Source organism: Patiriisocius sp. 208BN25-11 (assembly GCF_058147145.1).
In genome coordinates this window covers 220,449-239,188 of the sequence record NZ_JBYVJY010000004.1, presented here as the reverse complement: position 1 = coordinate 239,188, position 18,740 = coordinate 220,449, and the positions used below count along the sequence as shown (strand labels likewise).

At 37.2% G+C, this 18,740-nt stretch carries 17 protein-coding genes; 10 read left to right on the top strand and 7 right to left on the bottom strand.

Annotated elements, in window-relative coordinates; translation table 11 throughout:
• Nucleotides 1–38: 38 nt before the first annotated feature.
• The 3 genes from ACY2RS_RS07620 to amaB form a co-directional block, all read right to left on the bottom strand.
• Nucleotides 39–611, bottom strand: coding sequence for a hypothetical protein (locus ACY2RS_RS07620; protein ID WP_490098034.1), 573 nt, complete (start codon nucleotides 609–611; stop codon nucleotides 39–41).
• A gap of 25 nt (nucleotides 612–636) precedes the next feature.
• Nucleotides 637–1,584 (bottom strand): OmpA family protein, encoded by a 948-nt coding sequence (locus ACY2RS_RS07615; RefSeq protein WP_490098033.1) that lies wholly within the window; start codon nucleotides 1,582–1,584, stop codon nucleotides 637–639.
• 196 nt (nucleotides 1,585–1,780) lie between these two features.
• Entirely contained in the window at nucleotides 1,781–3,334 is a 1,554-nt protein-coding gene (amaB, locus tag ACY2RS_RS07610; RefSeq protein WP_490098032.1) for an L-piperidine-6-carboxylate dehydrogenase, read from the bottom strand.
• Nucleotides 3,335–3,581: 247 nt separating this feature from the next.
• On the opposite strand from amaB, the gene ACY2RS_RS07605 reads away from it, so the two are divergent.
• The gene (locus ACY2RS_RS07605; RefSeq protein WP_490098031.1) at nucleotides 3,582–4,241 is read left to right on the top strand and encodes a DUF4395 domain-containing protein; all 660 of its coding nucleotides are present in this window, start codon (nucleotides 3,582–3,584) and stop codon (nucleotides 4,239–4,241) included.
• 65 nt (nucleotides 4,242–4,306) lie between these two features.
• Here ACY2RS_RS07605 and ACY2RS_RS07600 read toward each other — a convergent pair whose 3' ends face one another.
• The 3 genes from ACY2RS_RS07600 to ACY2RS_RS07590 form a co-directional block, all read right to left on the bottom strand.
• On the bottom strand, nucleotides 4,307–4,792 hold the full coding sequence (locus ACY2RS_RS07600) for a hypothetical protein (RefSeq protein WP_490098030.1): 486 nt from the start codon (nucleotides 4,790–4,792) through the stop codon (nucleotides 4,307–4,309).
• A gap of 5 nt (nucleotides 4,793–4,797) precedes the next feature.
• Nucleotides 4,798–5,337, bottom strand: coding sequence for a 3-hydroxyanthranilate 3,4-dioxygenase (locus ACY2RS_RS07595; RefSeq protein WP_490098029.1), 540 nt, complete (start codon nucleotides 5,335–5,337; stop codon nucleotides 4,798–4,800).
• Between the two features lie 255 nt (nucleotides 5,338–5,592).
• Nucleotides 5,593–6,096 carry a CAP domain-containing protein gene (locus ACY2RS_RS07590; protein ID WP_490098028.1) on the bottom strand — a complete coding sequence of 168 codons (504 nt, stop codon included), beginning with the start codon at nucleotides 6,094–6,096 and terminating at the stop codon, nucleotides 5,593–5,595.
• A 240-nt stretch (nucleotides 6,097–6,336) separates the two neighbouring features.
• Here ACY2RS_RS07590 and ACY2RS_RS07585 point away from each other — a divergent pair, with 240 nt between their 5' ends.
• The 7 genes from ACY2RS_RS07585 to ACY2RS_RS07555 all read left to right on the top strand — a co-directional run bounded on the left by ACY2RS_RS07585 (nucleotide 6,337) and on the right by ACY2RS_RS07555 (nucleotide 15,581).
• The gene (locus ACY2RS_RS07585) at nucleotides 6,337–7,395 is read left to right on the top strand and encodes an isoaspartyl peptidase/L-asparaginase family protein (protein WP_490098075.1); all 1,059 of its coding nucleotides are present in this window, start codon (nucleotides 6,337–6,339) and stop codon (nucleotides 7,393–7,395) included.
• A 159-nt stretch (nucleotides 7,396–7,554) separates the two neighbouring features.
• Complete coding sequence (locus tag ACY2RS_RS07580; RefSeq protein ID WP_490098027.1) at nucleotides 7,555–7,983, top strand: hypothetical protein; 429 nt, start codon at nucleotides 7,555–7,557, stop codon at nucleotides 7,981–7,983.
• A 33-nt stretch (nucleotides 7,984–8,016) separates the two neighbouring features.
• Nucleotides 8,017–9,072 carry a bestrophin family protein gene (locus ACY2RS_RS07575; RefSeq protein ID WP_490098026.1) on the top strand — a complete coding sequence of 352 codons (1,056 nt, stop codon included), beginning with the start codon at nucleotides 8,017–8,019 and terminating at the stop codon, nucleotides 9,070–9,072.
• Nucleotides 9,073–9,078: 6 nt separating this feature from the next.
• Complete coding sequence (locus ACY2RS_RS07570; protein ID WP_490098025.1) at nucleotides 9,079–9,381, top strand: antibiotic biosynthesis monooxygenase family protein; 303 nt, start codon at nucleotides 9,079–9,081, stop codon at nucleotides 9,379–9,381.
• 63 nt (nucleotides 9,382–9,444) lie between these two features.
• Nucleotides 9,445–10,614, top strand: coding sequence for an alpha/beta hydrolase-fold protein (locus ACY2RS_RS07565; protein ID WP_490098024.1), 1,170 nt, complete (start codon nucleotides 9,445–9,447; stop codon nucleotides 10,612–10,614).
• Between the two features lie 64 nt (nucleotides 10,615–10,678).
• Nucleotides 10,679–13,207: a beta-mannosidase gene (locus ACY2RS_RS07560; RefSeq protein ID WP_490098023.1), complete on the top strand. Its 2,529-nt coding sequence runs from the start codon at nucleotides 10,679–10,681 to the stop codon at nucleotides 13,205–13,207.
• A 94-nt stretch (nucleotides 13,208–13,301) separates the two neighbouring features.
• Nucleotides 13,302–15,581, top strand: a complete 2,280-nt coding sequence (locus tag ACY2RS_RS07555; protein ID WP_490098022.1) for a beta-N-acetylhexosaminidase — start codon at nucleotides 13,302–13,304, stop codon at nucleotides 15,579–15,581.
• A gap of 105 nt (nucleotides 15,582–15,686) precedes the next feature.
• Here the strand turns inward: ACY2RS_RS07555 and ACY2RS_RS07550 are convergent, their stop codons facing one another.
• Nucleotides 15,687–16,442 (bottom strand): SDR family NAD(P)-dependent oxidoreductase, encoded by a 756-nt coding sequence (locus tag ACY2RS_RS07550; protein ID WP_490098021.1) that lies wholly within the window; start codon nucleotides 16,440–16,442, stop codon nucleotides 15,687–15,689.
• A gap of 292 nt (nucleotides 16,443–16,734) precedes the next feature.
• Between ACY2RS_RS07550 and ACY2RS_RS07545 the strand changes: the two genes are divergently transcribed.
• Entirely contained in the window at nucleotides 16,735–17,739 is a 1,005-nt protein-coding gene (locus tag ACY2RS_RS07545) for an AAA family ATPase (RefSeq protein WP_490098020.1), read from the top strand.
• Nucleotides 17,740–17,853: 114 nt separating this feature from the next.
• A complete protein-coding gene (locus ACY2RS_RS07540) occupies nucleotides 17,854–18,717 on the top strand; it encodes a DUF58 domain-containing protein (protein ID WP_490098019.1) in 864 nt (287 codons plus the stop codon).
• Nucleotides 18,718–18,740: the final 23 nt, after the last annotated feature.

Genomic DNA, 18,740 nt, shown 5'->3' with positions numbered 1-18,740 from the left:
ACATTTTGTGTAACCAAAATTGAGAATGGAAGAAAAGATTATTTCTTACCGTAATCATGTTCATCCTGCCATTTTTTAAGGGCTTCCCATTTTCCTTCATAAGCCATTTTTGATTGCATAGGCCATGTTTCTGGGTTGTGTACCTTATAACGTTCTCCTTGCGCATCTAGTATGCCTTGTAAACGAGATACAGCCGCATCTCCTAACATTTGCCATGTTGTAATACCATCGGCTTTAAAGAGTTCTTCAATTTTTGGACCAATACCTTCCACCACTTTTAGGTCGTCTTGTTTAATGTTTTTTCCAAAAGCTGCTTTTGCTGCAGCAGCATCGAATGGTATTGCAGCAGCAGTTGAGGTTGCGGCACCAGCTGCGAAAGAGGAAGCCATACTTGCTCCACTAGCTCCCATAGAAGGATTTCCTGCTCCAGCAGATAATTTTGCTTTACAAGCAGCAAGATCTGCTTCTAGTTGTTCACTTTTATCTCGCCACATGTTAATACTTGCAGCATCTTGATTTGTGTTACCACCAGCTAATAATTTACCTAGTAAATAACCTAGAAGAGCACTTAATAGCCCTACAATTAATGGAATTAATATACACCAGTTCATATGTTTATATTTTTAAATGTTGTTGTTATTTTATTGTTACTTCAGTTCTACGGTTTTTGGTTCTTCCCTCTTCGGTAGCATTTGTTGCTACGGGTTGGTCTGGACCTTGAGAACTCGTGTTTATTTTAGAGGCTGCTATCCCGTTTCGTACAAAATAGCCCTTTGCAAAGTCTGCTCGTTCTTGTCCTAATCGTACATTGGTGGTTCGAGAGCCTGTATTATCTGTGTGACCCACAATAGTGACCATCCCATCTGGGTTTTTGTCTAGGTATTTTGAGATGTCTGCAATTTTTTGACGCTGTGCTGCTGAAAGATTGATGCTAGCTTGCGCGGTATCAAAATACAATACCAATGGATTTGCATTGATATTGTCACGTAATGCTTTCATGTTAGCAGCCTCTTCTTTTGCAGTATCATCTGTAGTTGTACCAATACCATAGGTGATGGGTCCTTTATAAACAGTACCATCGGGCACTAGAGATTCTGTTAATTTTCCGAAGGTATTCATTTGTCCAGAGGAGATACCTTTAGAGACAAAATAGTTTTTTACAGCATTGGCTCTAGCTAAACCAAGATTTGGATAGGCCGAGTTGTTGGTCTCTCCAGAAGTGTAAAGCCCTGTGATGTTTACGGTCTTGTTTTTATTCGCATCGAGATATGCTTGTAGTTTTCCAATTCCTGCATCTACTTGTGCATTAATAGGTATTAATGCGTCATAGTTTGAGGCGTTAAAATTGAAATTTTCATTAGCACTAAAGCTAAAGTCACCATTTGCATCATTCAATGCAAAGGCATTGTTTGTTGCAATTTTTGTGTTGGCATCTACTTCATTACTTATAGTACGTTCGGTTCTATCTCCAGCCTTGTCGGCATCTCCATCACAACAATCGTTGCAACAAAGTTTCCAATAGAAATACGTACCAATAAGTATGGTAAGTAAAATACCAAGCAAGTATACTGTTTTTTTACTCATTTGGTTGATTATTAATGGTTAATGAAATCCTAAGGTAAAAATTATATTTTTCAAAAACATACTGAGAAGCTGTAATTCGTTGAAAGTCAATATTATCGGATATACACATCAAAAAACCCGTTCAAACGTTATGTTTAAACGGGTTAAAGATTCTGAAATCTTAAAATTTCAGTATAAAACATAGACCTTCAAGTGGTTACAGGTCAAATTTGATTCCTTGCGCTAATGGCAATTCATCAGAGTAGTTCACCGTATTTGTTTGTCTTCTCATGTATACTTTCCAAGCATCAGATCCAGACTCACGTCCGCCACCTGTTTCTTTTTCACCTCCAAAAGCACCTCCAATTTCGGCACCTGAAGTTCCAATATTTACATTGGCAATACCACAGTCACTTCCTGCAAATGATAAGAATTTTTCAGCTTCTTTCATTTCGTTGGTCATGATCGCAGAAGATAACCCTTGCGCAACACCATTTTGCATATCAATTGCATTTTCTACTTCTCCAGAATACTTCATTAGGTATAAGATAGGTGCAAATGTTTCGTGTTGTACAATTTCAAAACTGTTTTTCGCTTCAATAATGGCTGGTTTTACATAGCATCCGCTTTCGTAACCAGCACCTTCTAACACGCCACCTTCAACCAATACATTTCCACCTTCTGCTTTTGCTTTTTCAATAGCAGCTAAATAAGTGTTTACTGCATCGGTGTCTATAAGAGGTCCAATATGATTCTTTTCGTCTAATGGATTTCCAATTGTTAATTGCTTGTATGCACCCACAATAGCATCTCTTACTGTATCATAAACGCTTTCGTGAATGATCAATCTTCTAGTTGAAGTACAACGCTGGCCACAAGTACCTACGGCACCAAACACAGCACCAGGAACTACAACTTTTAAATCTGCAGTGGGTGTAATAATGATGGCATTGTTTCCACCTAATTCTAATAATGATTTTCCAAAACGCTCTGCTACTGTAGCTCCTACAATACGTCCCATTCTAGTAGAACCTGTTGCAGAGATTAAAGGAATTCTTGTATCGGTAGTCATCATTTCACCTACCGTATAATCACCGTTGATGATAGAAGAAATACCTTCTGGCATGTTGTTGTCTTTTAATACTTCAGCGATAATGTTTTGACAGGCTACTGCGCACATAGGTGCTTTTTCAGAACCTTTCCAAACACATACATCACCACATACCCAAGCTAAGGCTGTGTTCCAAGCCCATACAGCTACTGGGAAGTTAAATGCAGAAATAATCCCTACAATACCTAACGAGTGCCATTGCTCTCTCATGACATGTCCTGGACGCTCACTCGGAATCGTTTGTCCGTTTAATTGTCTAGATAACCCTACTGCAAAGTCACAGATATCAATCATTTCTTGAACTTCACCGTATCCTTCTTGTAATGATTTTCCCATTTCGTAAGAAACAAGCTTCCCAAGAGGCTCTTTTAATTCACGTAATTTATTTCCAAACTGACGTACAATTTCTCCACGTTGCGGCGCAGGCATGGCTCTAAAAGATAGAAAAGCTTCTTGAGCTGTTGTAATAACTTTTTCGTATTCTTCTTTAGAAGTGGTGGTAACTTTACCAATCAATGCCCCATCTACTGGAGAGTACGAAGCGATTTCTTCGCCACCAGGATACCAAGTGTTTCCGGTTGATGTACCATGATTTATGGCCTTAAGACCTAGTTGTTTCAATGCTTCGTCCATCCCGAAGTCTTTTGCTACTGTTGACATAAAAAAATTTATTTTTTCTCTCCGCAAGCGGAAATTTTAGTTTTATTAAAAATGCTTGAATACTAAAAATTTCTTTAGAAATAGTAAGAGCATCAAACCGTTGCGCGAAGATACAATTTTGCTTAAGTACAAAAAAGGAATAACCAAATTCCAAATAAAAGATAGTTTCTTATGCGAATGCTATAGGCAACTATTTATGTGCCTATTGCGTCTACTAAAGTAGCAACCACCAATTAATTTAAAGAGTATGAGCAAAGTCATTCAATTTGGAGAAACCGTCGAAGGATACGCAATTCCTGTATTAAACGAAAGAGAAATAAGAGCATCTGCGGGGATATTATTCCTGTTAATGCTTATCTCTATACTCACCGTTATTTTTGTAAATGATTTTTTATTACTCAAATTTACGGTCATGATTTTTATGACAGATATGGCGATACGTGTATTGGTCAATCCTAAATATGCTCCCTTTTTAATACTAGGCAGGTATATCGTTAGAAATCAAGTTCCAGAATATGTAGGGGCTCCACAGAAAAAATTTGCATGGAAAATAGGATTTGTACTTTCGATTACCATTTTTTTATTGCAAAATGTAGTGAACTCTTTTAGCCCAATTACAGCACTGATTTGTTTGATTTGTTTGGTGTTTTTGTTTTTTGAAACGGCTTTCGGAATCTGTTTGGCTTGCAAATTGTACGCACGGTTTTATAAGAATAAAGTTCAGTATTGCCCTGGTGAAGTTTGCGAAATAAAAGACAGGCAGGAAATTCAAAAAACCTCTAGAGCACAATGGTTCATAGTATTGGGGTTTGTAGGCTATATTGTGCTTATATCTTTTGTACTTTATAACACCTTTAATGAACACCCTTCATCTCTATGGAGTATTGTTACGGGTTCTATTGAATGAGAATTATTTGTTTTCTTCGGAAATATGAAACTAGCAGGTAATGCTATTATTCAAAATTTGAGGCTTTAATTTTTCTTTTCCCAGTCAGCCAACTCAAAGGTGAAGATATATACGCCTTGGGCATTTTTTTTCATTTCTTGCGTTTCCCAAGCATATTCAAAAGGAATGATGCGACTTGGGTTTCCTGTGGTTACGTTACCAAAAATGATAGTAGAGATAAAACCACTTGTGCCATTTGTAAAATCTTTAGCGCTTTTTATGACAACATTATCTCCCTTTTTTAAGACATGTGCAATGGTGGTGCCTTCGTATAGTTGCGAACCAACTGCATCTAGGTATAAAGGTTCTTCATGTACAAAATGCTCATAATTATTAACTAGAATAGCGTCATTGCCTAAAATCACTTTGGTGCCAATAAATTCATCAAAAGGTGGTTGGTCAGAAATATCGTTAACTTTTGTTCGAAGTGTTAGGTATAACATCAAGCAAAAAAGAAGTAAAAGCATGAAGCCTCCACCAATGATGATCCCGATCACTTTTTTAGAGGTCATAAGATTTACTCGTCTGCCGTAAAGCGATCATCAACTTCCATCACCGTACCGCAATTGTTGCAGGTTCTTAGATCCTCACTACCATAAAAGGTTTTAAAATGAGAAAAGAAATCTGTTTCAACATCATTGAGCGGGAAGTATACTTCATGGAGTTTGTCATTACAAGAGTCACAAAACCATAAGAGGCCGTCTTTGCCCACTAATTCTTTACGGTTGCGTTCTATAACTAAACCAATAGAGTTTTCACCACGAACTGGAGAATGCGGAACTTTGGCTGGATGTAAATACATGTCTCCAGGTCCAAGTTCCATGGTTTTCTTTACACCATCTTCCTGAATGTGCACTTGAATATGACCTTCTAATTGATAGAACAACTCTTCGGTTTCATTGTAATGATAATCTTTTCTAGCGTTGGGTCCACCCACGATCATGACAATATAATCTCCAGCTTCTTTGTATAGATTTTTATTACCAACAGGTGGTTTTAAATGTTCTCGATTTTCTTCAATCCATTGATTGAGATTAAATGGTTTTTGAATGGCCATACCAATATAGTTTTGTTATCCTATAAAAATACAGCATTTTTTATCGATTTGCCTTTAGGGGTTACTTAAAATCGACAAAAGCATTGAGAATGTCTTTGATTGTTACTAGCACCATAGTTTTTTCTGAAATGTGAGTACTCGAAAAGTAGTAGGAGTTAGGAAATTTCAGAAACACGAAAAAAAAAAAAGAAACTCCAACACTATTGCTTGGGGCAAAAATACGCTGGAGCTCTTAAGGTTTAAGTAAGTAGGTAATTATCTTTTGTAAAAAAGTTGTGTAAAGTAGTATGATCCATTTGTTGTTGGGATGATACCAAAGCCAGAATGTGTGTAATCACCTTCGATAGCTCTTTTATGACTTGGACTATTTAACCAAGCTGTTACTACACTTTGGGCATCATTGTAACCAAAAGCTACATTTTCCCCCACTTTTTGAGCACCTTGATGTTTAAGGGCTTCTGTGCGATAGTGGAAGTTATCATGATTAATTTCTTCTATATCGATCATGTATTTTGTATGATCTACAGCATATGCAGATGCGTGTTGTTGGTCTTTACGAATAGCACTCATACCTAGTGTGGCTCTGTGCTCATTTACTAATTGTAAAATTTCTTCTGCCATCTCCCAGTCTGTCTCGTTGGCAAGATTTAAATCAATAGTATAATCTGTTGTAATATCATTAGAAGTATCCTCTGTTGAGCAAGAAGCTAATGAGATTAATAATACGATAGCAAGTAGGTTAGTTTTTAATAATTTCATAATTTGGGGGACAACTAAGTTTGGGGCTGCTGTCTATCCAAATATAGAAAAATATTGTACTCATACAACACTTAAGCTGATTTTAAGTGCACTTAATCGATGTTTTTACACAATTGTAGGAAAAAAGACAGCGTTTTTTCCTACAATAAATACCCGTAAATAAACAATTCATCGACGAACAACATAACATTGAAAAAAAATGAAAAAAATGAATTTTTAGCGCTTTTAGTCGGATTTTTAATGCTTTTTAGCTGTAATTCTGACAAAAAAGACACTTCAAAAACGTCAATTCCTACAAATAAAGAACAAATTATCGATGAAATGCACAGTCAAAACTTCGGAATTGTCATTCATGGAGGTGCCGGTACCATTCGCAAAGAAAACATGAGTGATTCATTAGAAACTGCGTACAAAGAAAAACTCACCGAAGCCATTACAAAAGGCCATGCCATTTTAAAAAATGGTGGTACCGCCATGGAAGCTGTAACTGCTACCATAAATATTATGGAAGACTCTCCTTTGTTTAATGCAGGGAAAGGAGCTGTGTTCACTCATGAAGAACGCAACGAACTAGACGCTTCTGTGATGGATGGTGCTACCTTAAATGCTGGAGCCGTTGCTGGAGTGAGTAGGATTAAAAACCCAATCGACTTAGCCGTATCAGTCATGAACGATTCAGATCATGTGCTACTGGCTGGAAAAGGAGCCGAAACGTTCGCTGCATTAAAAGGATATACCTTGGTAGACCCTTCCTATTTTTATACCGAGCGCCGTTTTAAATCGGTGCAACGCGCTAAGGCAAAAGCAAAACTTGAATTGTCTGAGAGCGATAAAGTCTCAACCCGCTATACAGAAGATCCTTTTATTAACGACTCAAAGTTTGGAACCGTTGGATGTGTCGTGTTAGACACACATGGCAACCTTGCAGCGGGAACCTCTACTGGAGGAATGACCAACAAACGCTGGAATCGTATTGGTGATGCACCCATTATTGGAGCGGGTACCTATGCCAACAATGCAACCTGTGCAGTCTCTTCTACAGGTTGGGGAGAATATTTTATTAGAGGTATGGTAGCCCATGATATTAGTGCCATGATGGAATATAAAGAAATTCCACTAAAAGACGCCACCCATGAAGTGATCCAAAATAAGCTTGCCAAATTAGGAGGTACAGGAGGAGTGGTATCTATTGATAAAGACGGAAATGTCTCAATGGACTTTAATACCGCAGGGATGTATCGTGCTCACATGGACGGTTCAGGAAACCTAACCCTAGGAATTTATAAAGAGAACTTCTGAACCCAATAGTAAAGAAAACAGAAACAACGTAAGCAATTAACGTATATTAAGACTTACATTTAATAGAACTAAAAATTGTATTGATTATCCCTTTAGGGTCTGGGAAAAATCAATACGGTTTTTAGTGAGATAAACCACTAAGACCTATTCAAAAAAACAATGATACAAGCTCTTATTCAAAAACTAAAAGAAACTCCAACAAAATTATACCTAATATATTTGGTAGTCTATATCCCATTTGGGTTTGTTATGAATGCCTTTGGCGAATGGGCCGAAATTGCTAAGTTCACCTATTGGTGGCAAGTGCTAACCTGCTATGGATTGTATATGATTCCAATCTCTGTACTATTAAGAGGCTATTCTTTTTTCAATCAATATGCCTATGGATTAGTGGCTATGGGGATTTTAGAATTCTTAGGCTATGCCCTACAAACGAGTTATGCCTATCCAAATAGTTTGTTAGATCAATTTTTTCAACCCCAAAATTTTGCCTTAGGAATGGCACTTTTCTTTGCTGTGTATTTCCCGCTCGGAAATTGGGTTGTTGGATCAATTTATAAACGTTTTTTTGTAAAGGAGCGTTTATAAATTTAGTACTACTTTTTATGTAACTTTGAGGGTATGCATATCAAGAAAAAATATACGGCCTTTGAAATGGCCATTTGGACCCGATTTGAAACCCTTTTATTTGTTGTAATAATTACTGCCATTGTAGCAGCATATTACTTTTTTGATTTGTCTTGGCTCAAAATACCCTGGACACCATTAGCCCTTATTGGTACTGCTGTAGCTTTTGTAATTGGGTTTCAAAATAATGCGTCCTATGATAGAATATGGGAAGCTCGTAAAATTTGGGGTGGTATTGTAAATACATCAAGAACGTTTGGGATGTTTGTTCAAGATATGGTAAATAATCAGCATACTTCCGCTCCATTAGAAGCAGTAGAACTACAAAAAGAGATCAAAACTCTTACCTATAGGCATATTGCTTGGATGACTGCTTTAAGACATGCAATGCGAGCTTCAAAGCCATGGGAAACAACAGTAAATCATAAAACCAATAGAGAGTGGGATGTTCGAGCACCAGAAAAAGATGCAGATCTTGAAGAAGATTTAAAACCCTACTTGTCTGAAAAAGATATGACTTATGCCATGAGTAAAAATAATAAACAAACAGCCTTACTCTATGTACAGTCACATCACCTAAATGAATTAAAAGAAAAAGGAGCTATTTGGGAGTTTTCTTTTCTACAATTAGAAGGTGTTTTAGAAGAATTTTTTACGCTTCAAGGAAAGAGTGAACGTATTAAAAATTTTCCATATCCGAGACATTTTGCAACATTGAATCATTTCTTTATGTGGATGTTTGTTTTATTGTTGCCCCTGGCTTTAGTCCCTCAATTCGCTGAAATTGGATTAGAAATTGAAAAGACTCATTCATTTATTGGATCTATTTTTGTTTGGTTTTCAATCCCATTTTATGTGATTGTTGCTTGGATATTTCATACGATGGAGCGTATTGGAAGAACGGGTGAAAACCCTTTTGAAGGTACTGCCAATGATGTACCTATCTCTACCATAGCAAGAGGTATTGAAATTGATTTAAGACAAAATTTAGGAGAATCCTTAGAAGATATTCCAGAGCAATTCCCAATTAGACATCATACCCAATTTTAAGTAACTATGCCTAAACCACCTTATTATGCTGTGATTTTTACTTCCACACTTTCAGAACATCAAGAGGGCTACCTGGACATGGCCCTTAAAATGGAAGCCCTTGCAAAAAAACAAAAAGGTTTTCTTGGCATAACAAGCGCACGTCAAGAAATTGGTATTACAGTAAGTTATTGGGAGTCTGAGCAAGCAATTTTAGAATGGAAAGCAAATGTAGATCATCAAGGAGCCCAAAAACTAGGGCGCGAACAATGGTATGACAGCTATACTATTGAGATTGCCAAAGTCGAGCGGAGGTATGATTTTGTTTAAAAAAAGTAATTATCATACAATAAAAAGAAGTTAATTCGTTGTAATACAACTAACTAAACTATTATGAAACAGCTATTCTCACTTTTTTTTATCGTTCAATTCTTCATCCCAGCTAGTGGTCAAATTCAAAACAAACAAAATCGAGAACATACTATTAAATCAGTTCCTTTTAATAGCGATAGAAAAGTAAATGTGTTTCTCCCAGAACGGTATTTTCGTGATTCAACCAGTACTTTTATAGTTACATATGTGTTAGATGCTCATGACGAACAGGTTTGGAACATGGCAAAATCTAATGTAGATTATATGGTGAGTCGGTATACTATAATACCTACCATTGTAGTAGGTATTGTTTCTGAAGATAGAGGTAGTGAGTTTAGCCCGAAGAATACAACATTACAGGAACATATAGCACAAGAAGTTTTTCCCCTTATTGAAAAAAACTATAGAGTAAAACCCTTTAACGTAATTATAGGTCATTCTTGGGGTGGTGCATTTGTAGGAAACACTCTTTTTAGTGAAAAAAAGAATATGTTCGATGCTTACATAGGAATAAGCCCATCACTTGATGCCATAGATGGAAGAATTTTTGACAATGCGGTTAAAACCATGCAAGAGAACAGACCTTTAAAAAAGTATTTTTATTTTTCTTCTGGCGACGTAGGTTTTGAAAAAGGATACGTTCAGGAAGTATCCAAAATGGATTCGATATTATTAAAATATCCAAAAGATGATTTTAAATGGAAAAATAGGCGTTTCGAAGGGAAAGACCACTTTTCTGCACTCATTCCTGCAATAAATGATGGCTTAACTTCAATGAGTAGAAATTACTTCACAGATCAGCATACCCTAGAAAGGTTTGCACTAAATAAAAACAAGAGCATCCAAGAGCAAATGGATTTGTTCTATCAAGAACAGCAAGATAAGTTTGGGTTTACATTTAAACCAACAGTAAAGTATTTAAAATTTGTTGCCGATGACTTTAGAGAGAATAAGAATTTAGACGCCGCAATAGAGACGTATTTAATTGGACTTAAACAGGATAAAAACAGTCATGAACTCTTTCTTGGTTTGGCAGATACTTACCATAAAAAAGGTGACCTATTAAAGGCTAAAGAAACCTTTACAACTGCCTTAGAGGTCCTGGAAAAAAACAAAGAAAAAGTAAGTGAGCGATATTACAATAATGTTGTAAAGTGGGCGAATGAGCAACTAGATAGTTATAAAAATTAAAATCTATTTCGTTCCATTAAATTTCAAATAAGGTCACTTTAGATAAAAGATGTATTTTAGTGTGATGCAAAAATTCCTTTTTATCTGGGTTCTTAGTATTTTAATTTCCAGTTGTACTCCTTCTTCAAATACTAATTTATCATTACATGGTACAGATTGGGAGTTTTCTCCAACGTTTGGAGATGCACATAGTTCAGCTTCAGTAGCAGATTGGAAACCCGCAACAGTTCCCGGGGTCGTTCAAACAGATCTATTAAAACTAGGCGAAATTCTAGATCCTTTTAAAGGAACTAATGAAGACAGCATACAATGGGTTTCAGAAAAAAGCTGGATCTATAAAAAGGAGTTTTCTATTTCTTCGGAAATATTAGAAAAAGAGAACCATGTGCTTCGATTTGAAGGATTAGATACCTATACTCAGATTACATTAAACGATTCGATACTTTTAACAACAGACAATGCTTTTAGAAGCTATGAAATAAATGTTTCTGAAATTTTAAAAACCGAAAACACTTTAGAAGTTACATTATTTAGTCCAGACAACAAAGAAGCAGAAGAAGCTTCAAAATTAGGATACAACCTCCCCGAAGCCCCCAGAGTATTTACCCGAAAACCACAGTTTCAATACGGTTGGGATTGGGGCCCAAAAATAAAAACCATGGGTATCTGGCGTGATGTTTTCCTACTGAGTTATAACGCCGTTAGATTAAAAGGAGCCAATTTTCAAACCCATAACATTTCCGAAGGAAAAGCAGTCCTTACAGCACATATTGATCTTGCCACTTCAGACCACGAAAAATGTATGGTAGAAGTGATTAATAATACCACAGGAGAAACCTTCGAAAGGCCTGTTGAAGTTTATGGAGCCAAAGGTACATACGATGTAGACCTGAGCATAAAAAATCCAAAATTGTGGTGGACGCATAATCTTGGAGATCCTTTTTTATATGATATCACTGTCAATGTAAAAATGGGAAATACGGTTGTTGAAACGCTCTCAAAAAAAATAGGACTTCGTACCATAGAACTCATCACCGAAAAAGACAGCGTTGGTGAGCGTTTTGAATTTAAACTAAATGGCAAACCCGTCTACATGAAGGGTGCAAATTACATTCCTCAAAATATTTTTTTAGCTGAGGTACAACCTCAAGACCGCGAAAAATTATTGAACGATGCTGTAGCAGCAAATATGAACATGCTCCGTGTTTGGGGTGGTGGTGTTTATGAAGACGATTTATTTTATGAGCTCTGTGACGAAAAAGGAATCTTAATTTGGCAAGACTTTATGTTTGCCTGCGCCATGTACCCTGGGGATGAACTTTTTCTAAGAAATGTAAAGCGTGAAGCTATTGAAAATGTTAAAAGGCTTAGAGACCATCCAAGTATTGCCTTATGGTGCGGTAACAATGAAAACAGTGAAGGCTGGCATCGTTGGGGTTGGCAAGCAAATAAAACAGAAGCACAAAAAGAAGAAATCTGGAACAACTATCAAGCAGTTTTTAATGACATACTCCCGAAGGTAGTGGATAGTTTACATCCATCTGTTTCGTATTGGGAAAGCTCGCCTAAGTTTGGTCGCGGTGATAAACGCTATCAATTTGAAGGCGATGCACACGATTGGTGGGTATGGCATGATGGCTATCCCTTTGAGCATTTTGAAGAGGAAGTGCCTCGCTTTATGAGTGAATTTGGGTTTCAATCGTTTCCCAGTTATGAAGCGATTCAATATTTTACAGAGCAAGATAAAATTGATTTGAACCACCCTAGTTTTGCATCCCATCAAAAACATTCGCGCGGTTTTGCATTAATTCGAGAATACATGGAACGCGATTTTCCTGTGCCTACAAATGATGCAGATTATGTCTATGTGAGTCAGTTACTACAAGCCCATGGCATCACCAAAGGGATTAGCGCCCACCGAGCTGCAAAGCCTTATAATATGGGGACTTTGTACTGGCAATTCAACGATTGCTGGCCCGTGGTATCCTGGTCAAGTATCGACGGTTTAGGAAACTGGAAAGCACTGCATTATAAAGTAAAAGAAGCATTTGAGAATAGATTGATTATCCCTTTTCAAGAAGACAATACATTAAACATTAAAATAGTGGATGATGGCCCCACACCACTTGCAGCAGAAATATATGTAGTGTTCTATGATTTTAATGGAAATATTATACATGAAACCGAAACCCAACCTGTACAAAGCTTTATAGACAAGAATGACGTTGTGTATGAAGTAGATTTAAAGGCAATCGACTTTGATCCTAAAAGAAGCTATGCAAAGATTGTATTTGGAGAGGAACATGCCATCCACTACTTTGTAAAGCCCAAAGCCCTGCAATTGGCTCCCGAAGAGATACAGATGAAAACTAGAAACGTTTCAGAAGGGTTTGAAATTACTCTCAAAGCAAAAACACTGCAAAAAGATGTATTTTTATATACAGACACTTCTGGGCATTTTACAGATAACTTTTTCGATTTGTTACCGGGAGAAGAAAAGAAAGTCATCTTTTTAATAAAAGACAAGGCGCCCAAAACTATACGATATAAAACACTTAATGGAGTGCAATATCGTATCAATGAAATGTTATAAGGTTTTAAGAAATTAAATAAAAATGTTTTCATGCTGAGCCTGTCGAAGCACACTCCCGAAACTTCGATACAGGTTTACACCTATATAAATTACTATGAAAAAAATATTTATACTACTGCTATCTTTTATTGCATTATCCTGTCAAGAACAGGGCACTACATTTATTGCTAATGAGCAAGGCATTATTCCAGCACCTAGTTCGCTAACAGCAGGAGAAGGATATTTTACGATGCCCCGAGATATACTTCTTGTGAAATCGGTTGATACTTTCGAAAACGCTAGGCAACTATTAAGTAGCTATTTAGGATTTTTTGGATTTCATGATGATGTAGCGAATCATACTCCAAAGTCACCAACTTTCATTTTTGAGGAGGATAAAACAATAGCGCCTGAAGGGTATACGTTGGATATTTCCGAAGAAAACATAACAATTAGTGCGAGTTCAGGTGCGGGGGCTTTTTATGCAGTACAAACCTTTAGACAACTACTTCCGTCAAGTATTGAAGATTCCAAAAATCTAATCATTGAGGAGGTCAAAATTCCTGTTATGAAAATCGAAGATGCTCCGGCATTTACTTATCGTGGGATGCATCTGGATGTTTCAAGACATTTTTATCCTGTTGCCTTTATTAAAGAATATATTAGTCATCTGGCTTCACTAAAAATGAATACCTTTCATTGGCATTTAACAGACGATCAAGGTTGGCGAATCGAAATAAAGCAATATCCCGATCTTACCAATAAAGGAGCCTATCGAGAAGAAACTTTAGTTGGGCATTATAACGACACACCGCAGCAATTTGATGGCAAACGGTATGGTGGATTTTACACCCAAGAAGAGGTAAAAGATATTGTGGCCTTTGCAGAAAAACATCACGTAACCGTCATTCCAGAGATAGAATTACCTGGGCATGCTCAAGCTGCTATTCATGCCTACCCAGAATTAGGATGTACAGGAAAACAAGTACCCGTTGCAACAAAGTGGGGCGTATTTGAAAACATCTATTGTCCGAAACCTGAAACCTTTACATTTCTTAAAAATGTATTGGATGAGGTAATGCCTCTATTTCCAAGTGAATATATTCACATTGGTGGGGATGAAGCTCCAAAGACACAATGGAAAGCTTGTCCTCGTTGCCAAAAACTTATCCAAGAAAAAGGACTCAAAGACGAGCATAGTTTGCAAAGTTATTTTATTACTGAAATAGAGAAGCACCTAAATAGCAAGGGTAAAAAGATCATTGGTTGGGATGAAATTTTAGAGGGTGGTTTAGCACCTAATGCCACAGTAATGTCTTGGCGTGGTACCCAAGGAGCAGTTGATGCTGCCAATCAAGGGCATGATGTTATTTTAACACCAACCTCGCATGCTTATTTCGATTATTACCAAGCCACATATGAAGATGAGCCTACCGCCATTGGAGGGTATTTACCCTTAAAAAAAGTATATGGTTTTAACCCAATTCCTAAAAAATTGCAAGGAACTGACGCAGCAAAGCATGTGCTAGGGGCACAGGGCAATGTTTGGACAGAATACATGTCGACCACGTCCCAAGTAGAATACATGCTATTTCCAAGAATTCTTGCTATGAGTGAGGTGGTTTGGTCTGGTCCTACAGAAAATCTAGAAGCAGATTACTCAAATTTTTTATCACGATTAGAACCTTATTTAGAACGCTTAGATGAAAAACAAATAAATTATGCCAATCATTTATTTGATCTTGAAGGAGGCATTACAAAAACAGAAGGAGCACTTTTTTATAATTTGGAAACGCCAACAAAAGGCAAAGAAATAAAATATAGTCTCAATGCTTCGGAAATGTTAGCCTATACTCAACCCATTAAAATTTCTGAAGATAGCGAGCTAGTAGCACACGTTTATAAGGATGGAGAAAAAATTGGTAGGCCTTTCTCAGAAACTATCAAATACCATAAAGGAATAAATGCTACAGTATCTTTAAACGTTGCACCGCATTCGGCGTATAGTGCTGGAGGTAAAGAAGCCCTTATCAATGGTGTTTCGGGAAGCAATACCCGTTTTGGAGATAAAGAATGGTTAGGTTTCTGGGGAGATGATTTAGAGATTACAATCACATTTGATACGCCTACAAAAATAAACAAAGTAAGTACTCGCTTTTACAATGCCAACGGACAGTGGGTTTATGCACCGAAAGAAATCGAAATCGAAGATGAAACTAGAAATAAAACAGCTATTAATGCTACTGGAGAAGCTATTGTGAATGTGGCTATTCCAATAAATAAAACTACAACTGCTATTAAAATAATAATCCCAAGCTACGGAACTATTCCAGACGGCCTGCAAGGTGCTGGTAATAAAGCGTGGACTTTTATTGATGAGATAGTGGTGGAGTAACACCCCCCGTAGCCCCCCTCAAGGGGGGAGTTTTGTATTGCTTCAATCTAAGATTTTAAATGCATTGTCCCCTTGAGGGGACTTTAGGGGTGTTTAAGCAAAATGTTAATTCCCCTTATTCACAATCGTAGAAGAAGCCTGATCCAAGCACATCACCGTTACATCTGCAATGTTTACATGCGGTGGTCTTGTCACCGCAAAATAGATGATATCTGCAATGTCCTCGGGTTGCAAAGGAGTGAAATTTTGATATACTTTGCGAGCACGATCTGTATCACCTTTAAAACGTACTTCGCTAAATTCTGTTTCTACAAGTCCAGGATTAATGGCGCCTACTTTGATGCCTGTTCCGTTGAGGTCTAAACGCATGCCCTGATTGATGGCATCAACAGCATGTTTACTCGCGCAATAGACATTTCCATTGGGGTAGACTTCTTTCCCAGCGGTGGATCCAATATTGATAATATGCCCAGAAGCACGACCCATCATTTGGGGGATAATGGCCTGACTCACATAGAGCAGTCCTTTTACATTAATATCCAGCATGGCATCCCAATCTTCGTCAGATCCATTTTGTATGGGGTCTAAACCATGTGCGTTTCCAGCGTTGTTAATTAAAATATCAATGGTTTCAAATCCTTCAGGAAGAGAAGTAAGTAAGGTTTTAACAGCTTCTTTATCGCGCACATCAAACGTTAGCGTATGTACTTTGGTATGCTGCGAGAGTTGCGTTGCAATTTCATCTAATCGTTCTTGGCGTCTGCCGCACAATACGAGGTTGATATTGTGTTTCGCAAACAGTGTGGCGGTGGCACGTCCAATTCCAGAGGTTGCCCCAGTAATAAGTGCAGTTTTAGTCATATTTTTTAGCAAAGCTGAAATGTTAGTGGGTCACTAAAATTTCAGATATTAATACACAAATGTACGTTCTAAAAAGGAAAAAAAACAGTCATAAAATTTTATTAAGAGACTTGACATGAAACGCTAGATACCTTACATTTATCCCCGCAGGAAAATGAACGGAAATTAGCGTAACTTCGTCACTAAGATTTCGTCCTTAGTATTGTCGTTAACACTTATTAACGTTTCTTTTGTAATACCGCAAAAAATTACTAGTTATTAGAATATAAATTTAGTTTAGAAAAATAGTACTATGGAACAAATAGCGACGCCTACAGATATTGGCGCATTGAATGAGAAAATTGAAAAAGAAAGTGCATTTGTAGACATTCTCACTATGGAAATGAACAAAGTGATCGTAGGCCAAAAACACATGGTAGAGCGATTGCTTATTGGCTTGTTAGGGCAAGGACACATCTTATTAGAAGGGGTGCCAGGATTAGCAAAAACATTAGCCATTAACACGCTTTCTAAAGCAGTGCATGGTAGTTTTAGCCGTGTGCAATTTACACCAGACTTATTACCAGCCGATGTTGTAGGTACTTTGATTTACAACATGAAAGAAAATGATTTTAGCATAAAAAAGGGGCCTATTTTTGCCAACTTTGTATTGGCGGATGAGATTAACAGGGCACCAGCTAAAGTTCAGTCGGCACTCTTAGAAGCCATGCAGGAAAAGCAGGTTACTATTGGTGACACCACCTTTACATTAGACAAGCCATTTTTAGTAATGGCAACTCAAAATCCAATCGAACAAGAAGGAACCTATCCGTTACCAGAAGCTCAGGTGGATCGTTTTATGCTAAAAACGGTGATCAAATACCCAACCTTAGAAGACGAACAATTAATTATTCGCCAAAATCTTTCGGGAGGATTTGAAAAGATTAACCCAGTAGTTACTATTGACCAAATTTTACGAGCGCAATCTGCAGTGCGTGAAGTATACATGGACGAAAAGATTGAGAAATATATTTTAGATATCATTTTTGCTACTCGTACTCCAGAAAATTATAAGCTTGCAGAATTAGCTCCACTTATCAATAACGGAGCATCTCCACGTGGAAGTATCAACCTTGCTATTGCAGCAAAATGCTACGCCTTCATTAAAAGAAGAGGCTATGTAGTGCCAGAAGATGTTCGTGCCGTTGTACACGATGTGTTACGTCACAGAATTGGTATTACCTACGAAGCTGAAGCTGAAAACGTAACCACCGAAGACATCATTAACAAAATTGTAAATGTTATTGAAGTACCTTAATTCAGTACCCAGTATACAGTAGCAGTTTGCAGTATATACTATTGCCTAGTGAACAAGACTACTGTATATTATTGAGCCCACTGAACACTGAATACTGTTACTGCACACTAGATAATGGATACAAAAGAACTCTTAAAAAAAGTACGAAAAATCGAAATCAAAACACGTCGCTTGAGCGATCATGTTTTTGGTGGCGAGTACCATAGTACGTTTAAGGGTCGCGGTATGACCTTTAGTGAAGTGCGTCAATACCAATATGGAGACGATGTGAGAAACATCGACTGGAATGTAACGGCGCGTTATAATGAGCCTTACATAAAAGTATTTGAAGAAGAACGTGAGCTTACTCTAATGCTCATGGCTGACATCAGCGGATCTGAGTTTTTTGGAACCGATGCGCAATTTAAAAATGAAATCATTACAGAGATTGTAGCCACATTGGCGTTTTCTGCTATGCAAAACAATGATAAAGTCGGCATCATTTTGTTTACAGATCAAATAGAACTGTTTGTGCCTCCTAAAAAAGGGAAATCGCATATTCTTAGAATCATTAGAGAATTACTAGAATTTAAACCTTCTAGTAAGAAAACAGATATTAGTCAGGCCTTAAAATACCTTACCAATGTAATGAAAAAGAAAGCCATTGTATTTGTGCTTTCAGATTTTATGGCAGAGGATTATAAAGACACACTTAAAATTGTAGCCGGCAAACATGATGTTACTGGAATACGTGTTTATGATAGAAGAGAAGAATCCATGCCCAATCTAGGAATGGTGCAAATGGAAGACGAAGAAACAGGAGAATCTATGCTCGTACATACAGGCTCAAAAGCAGTGAGAAATCATTATGCTGCCTACCATAAAGAACGCGTTGCCTACTATCAAGATGCCTTTACCAAAAGTGGCGCAGGTGCCATTGCGTGTAGGGTAGATGAAAGCTATGTAAAAAAATTATTAGGATATTTTAAGAGAAGATAAACAAGTCTATAAAACAATACAGA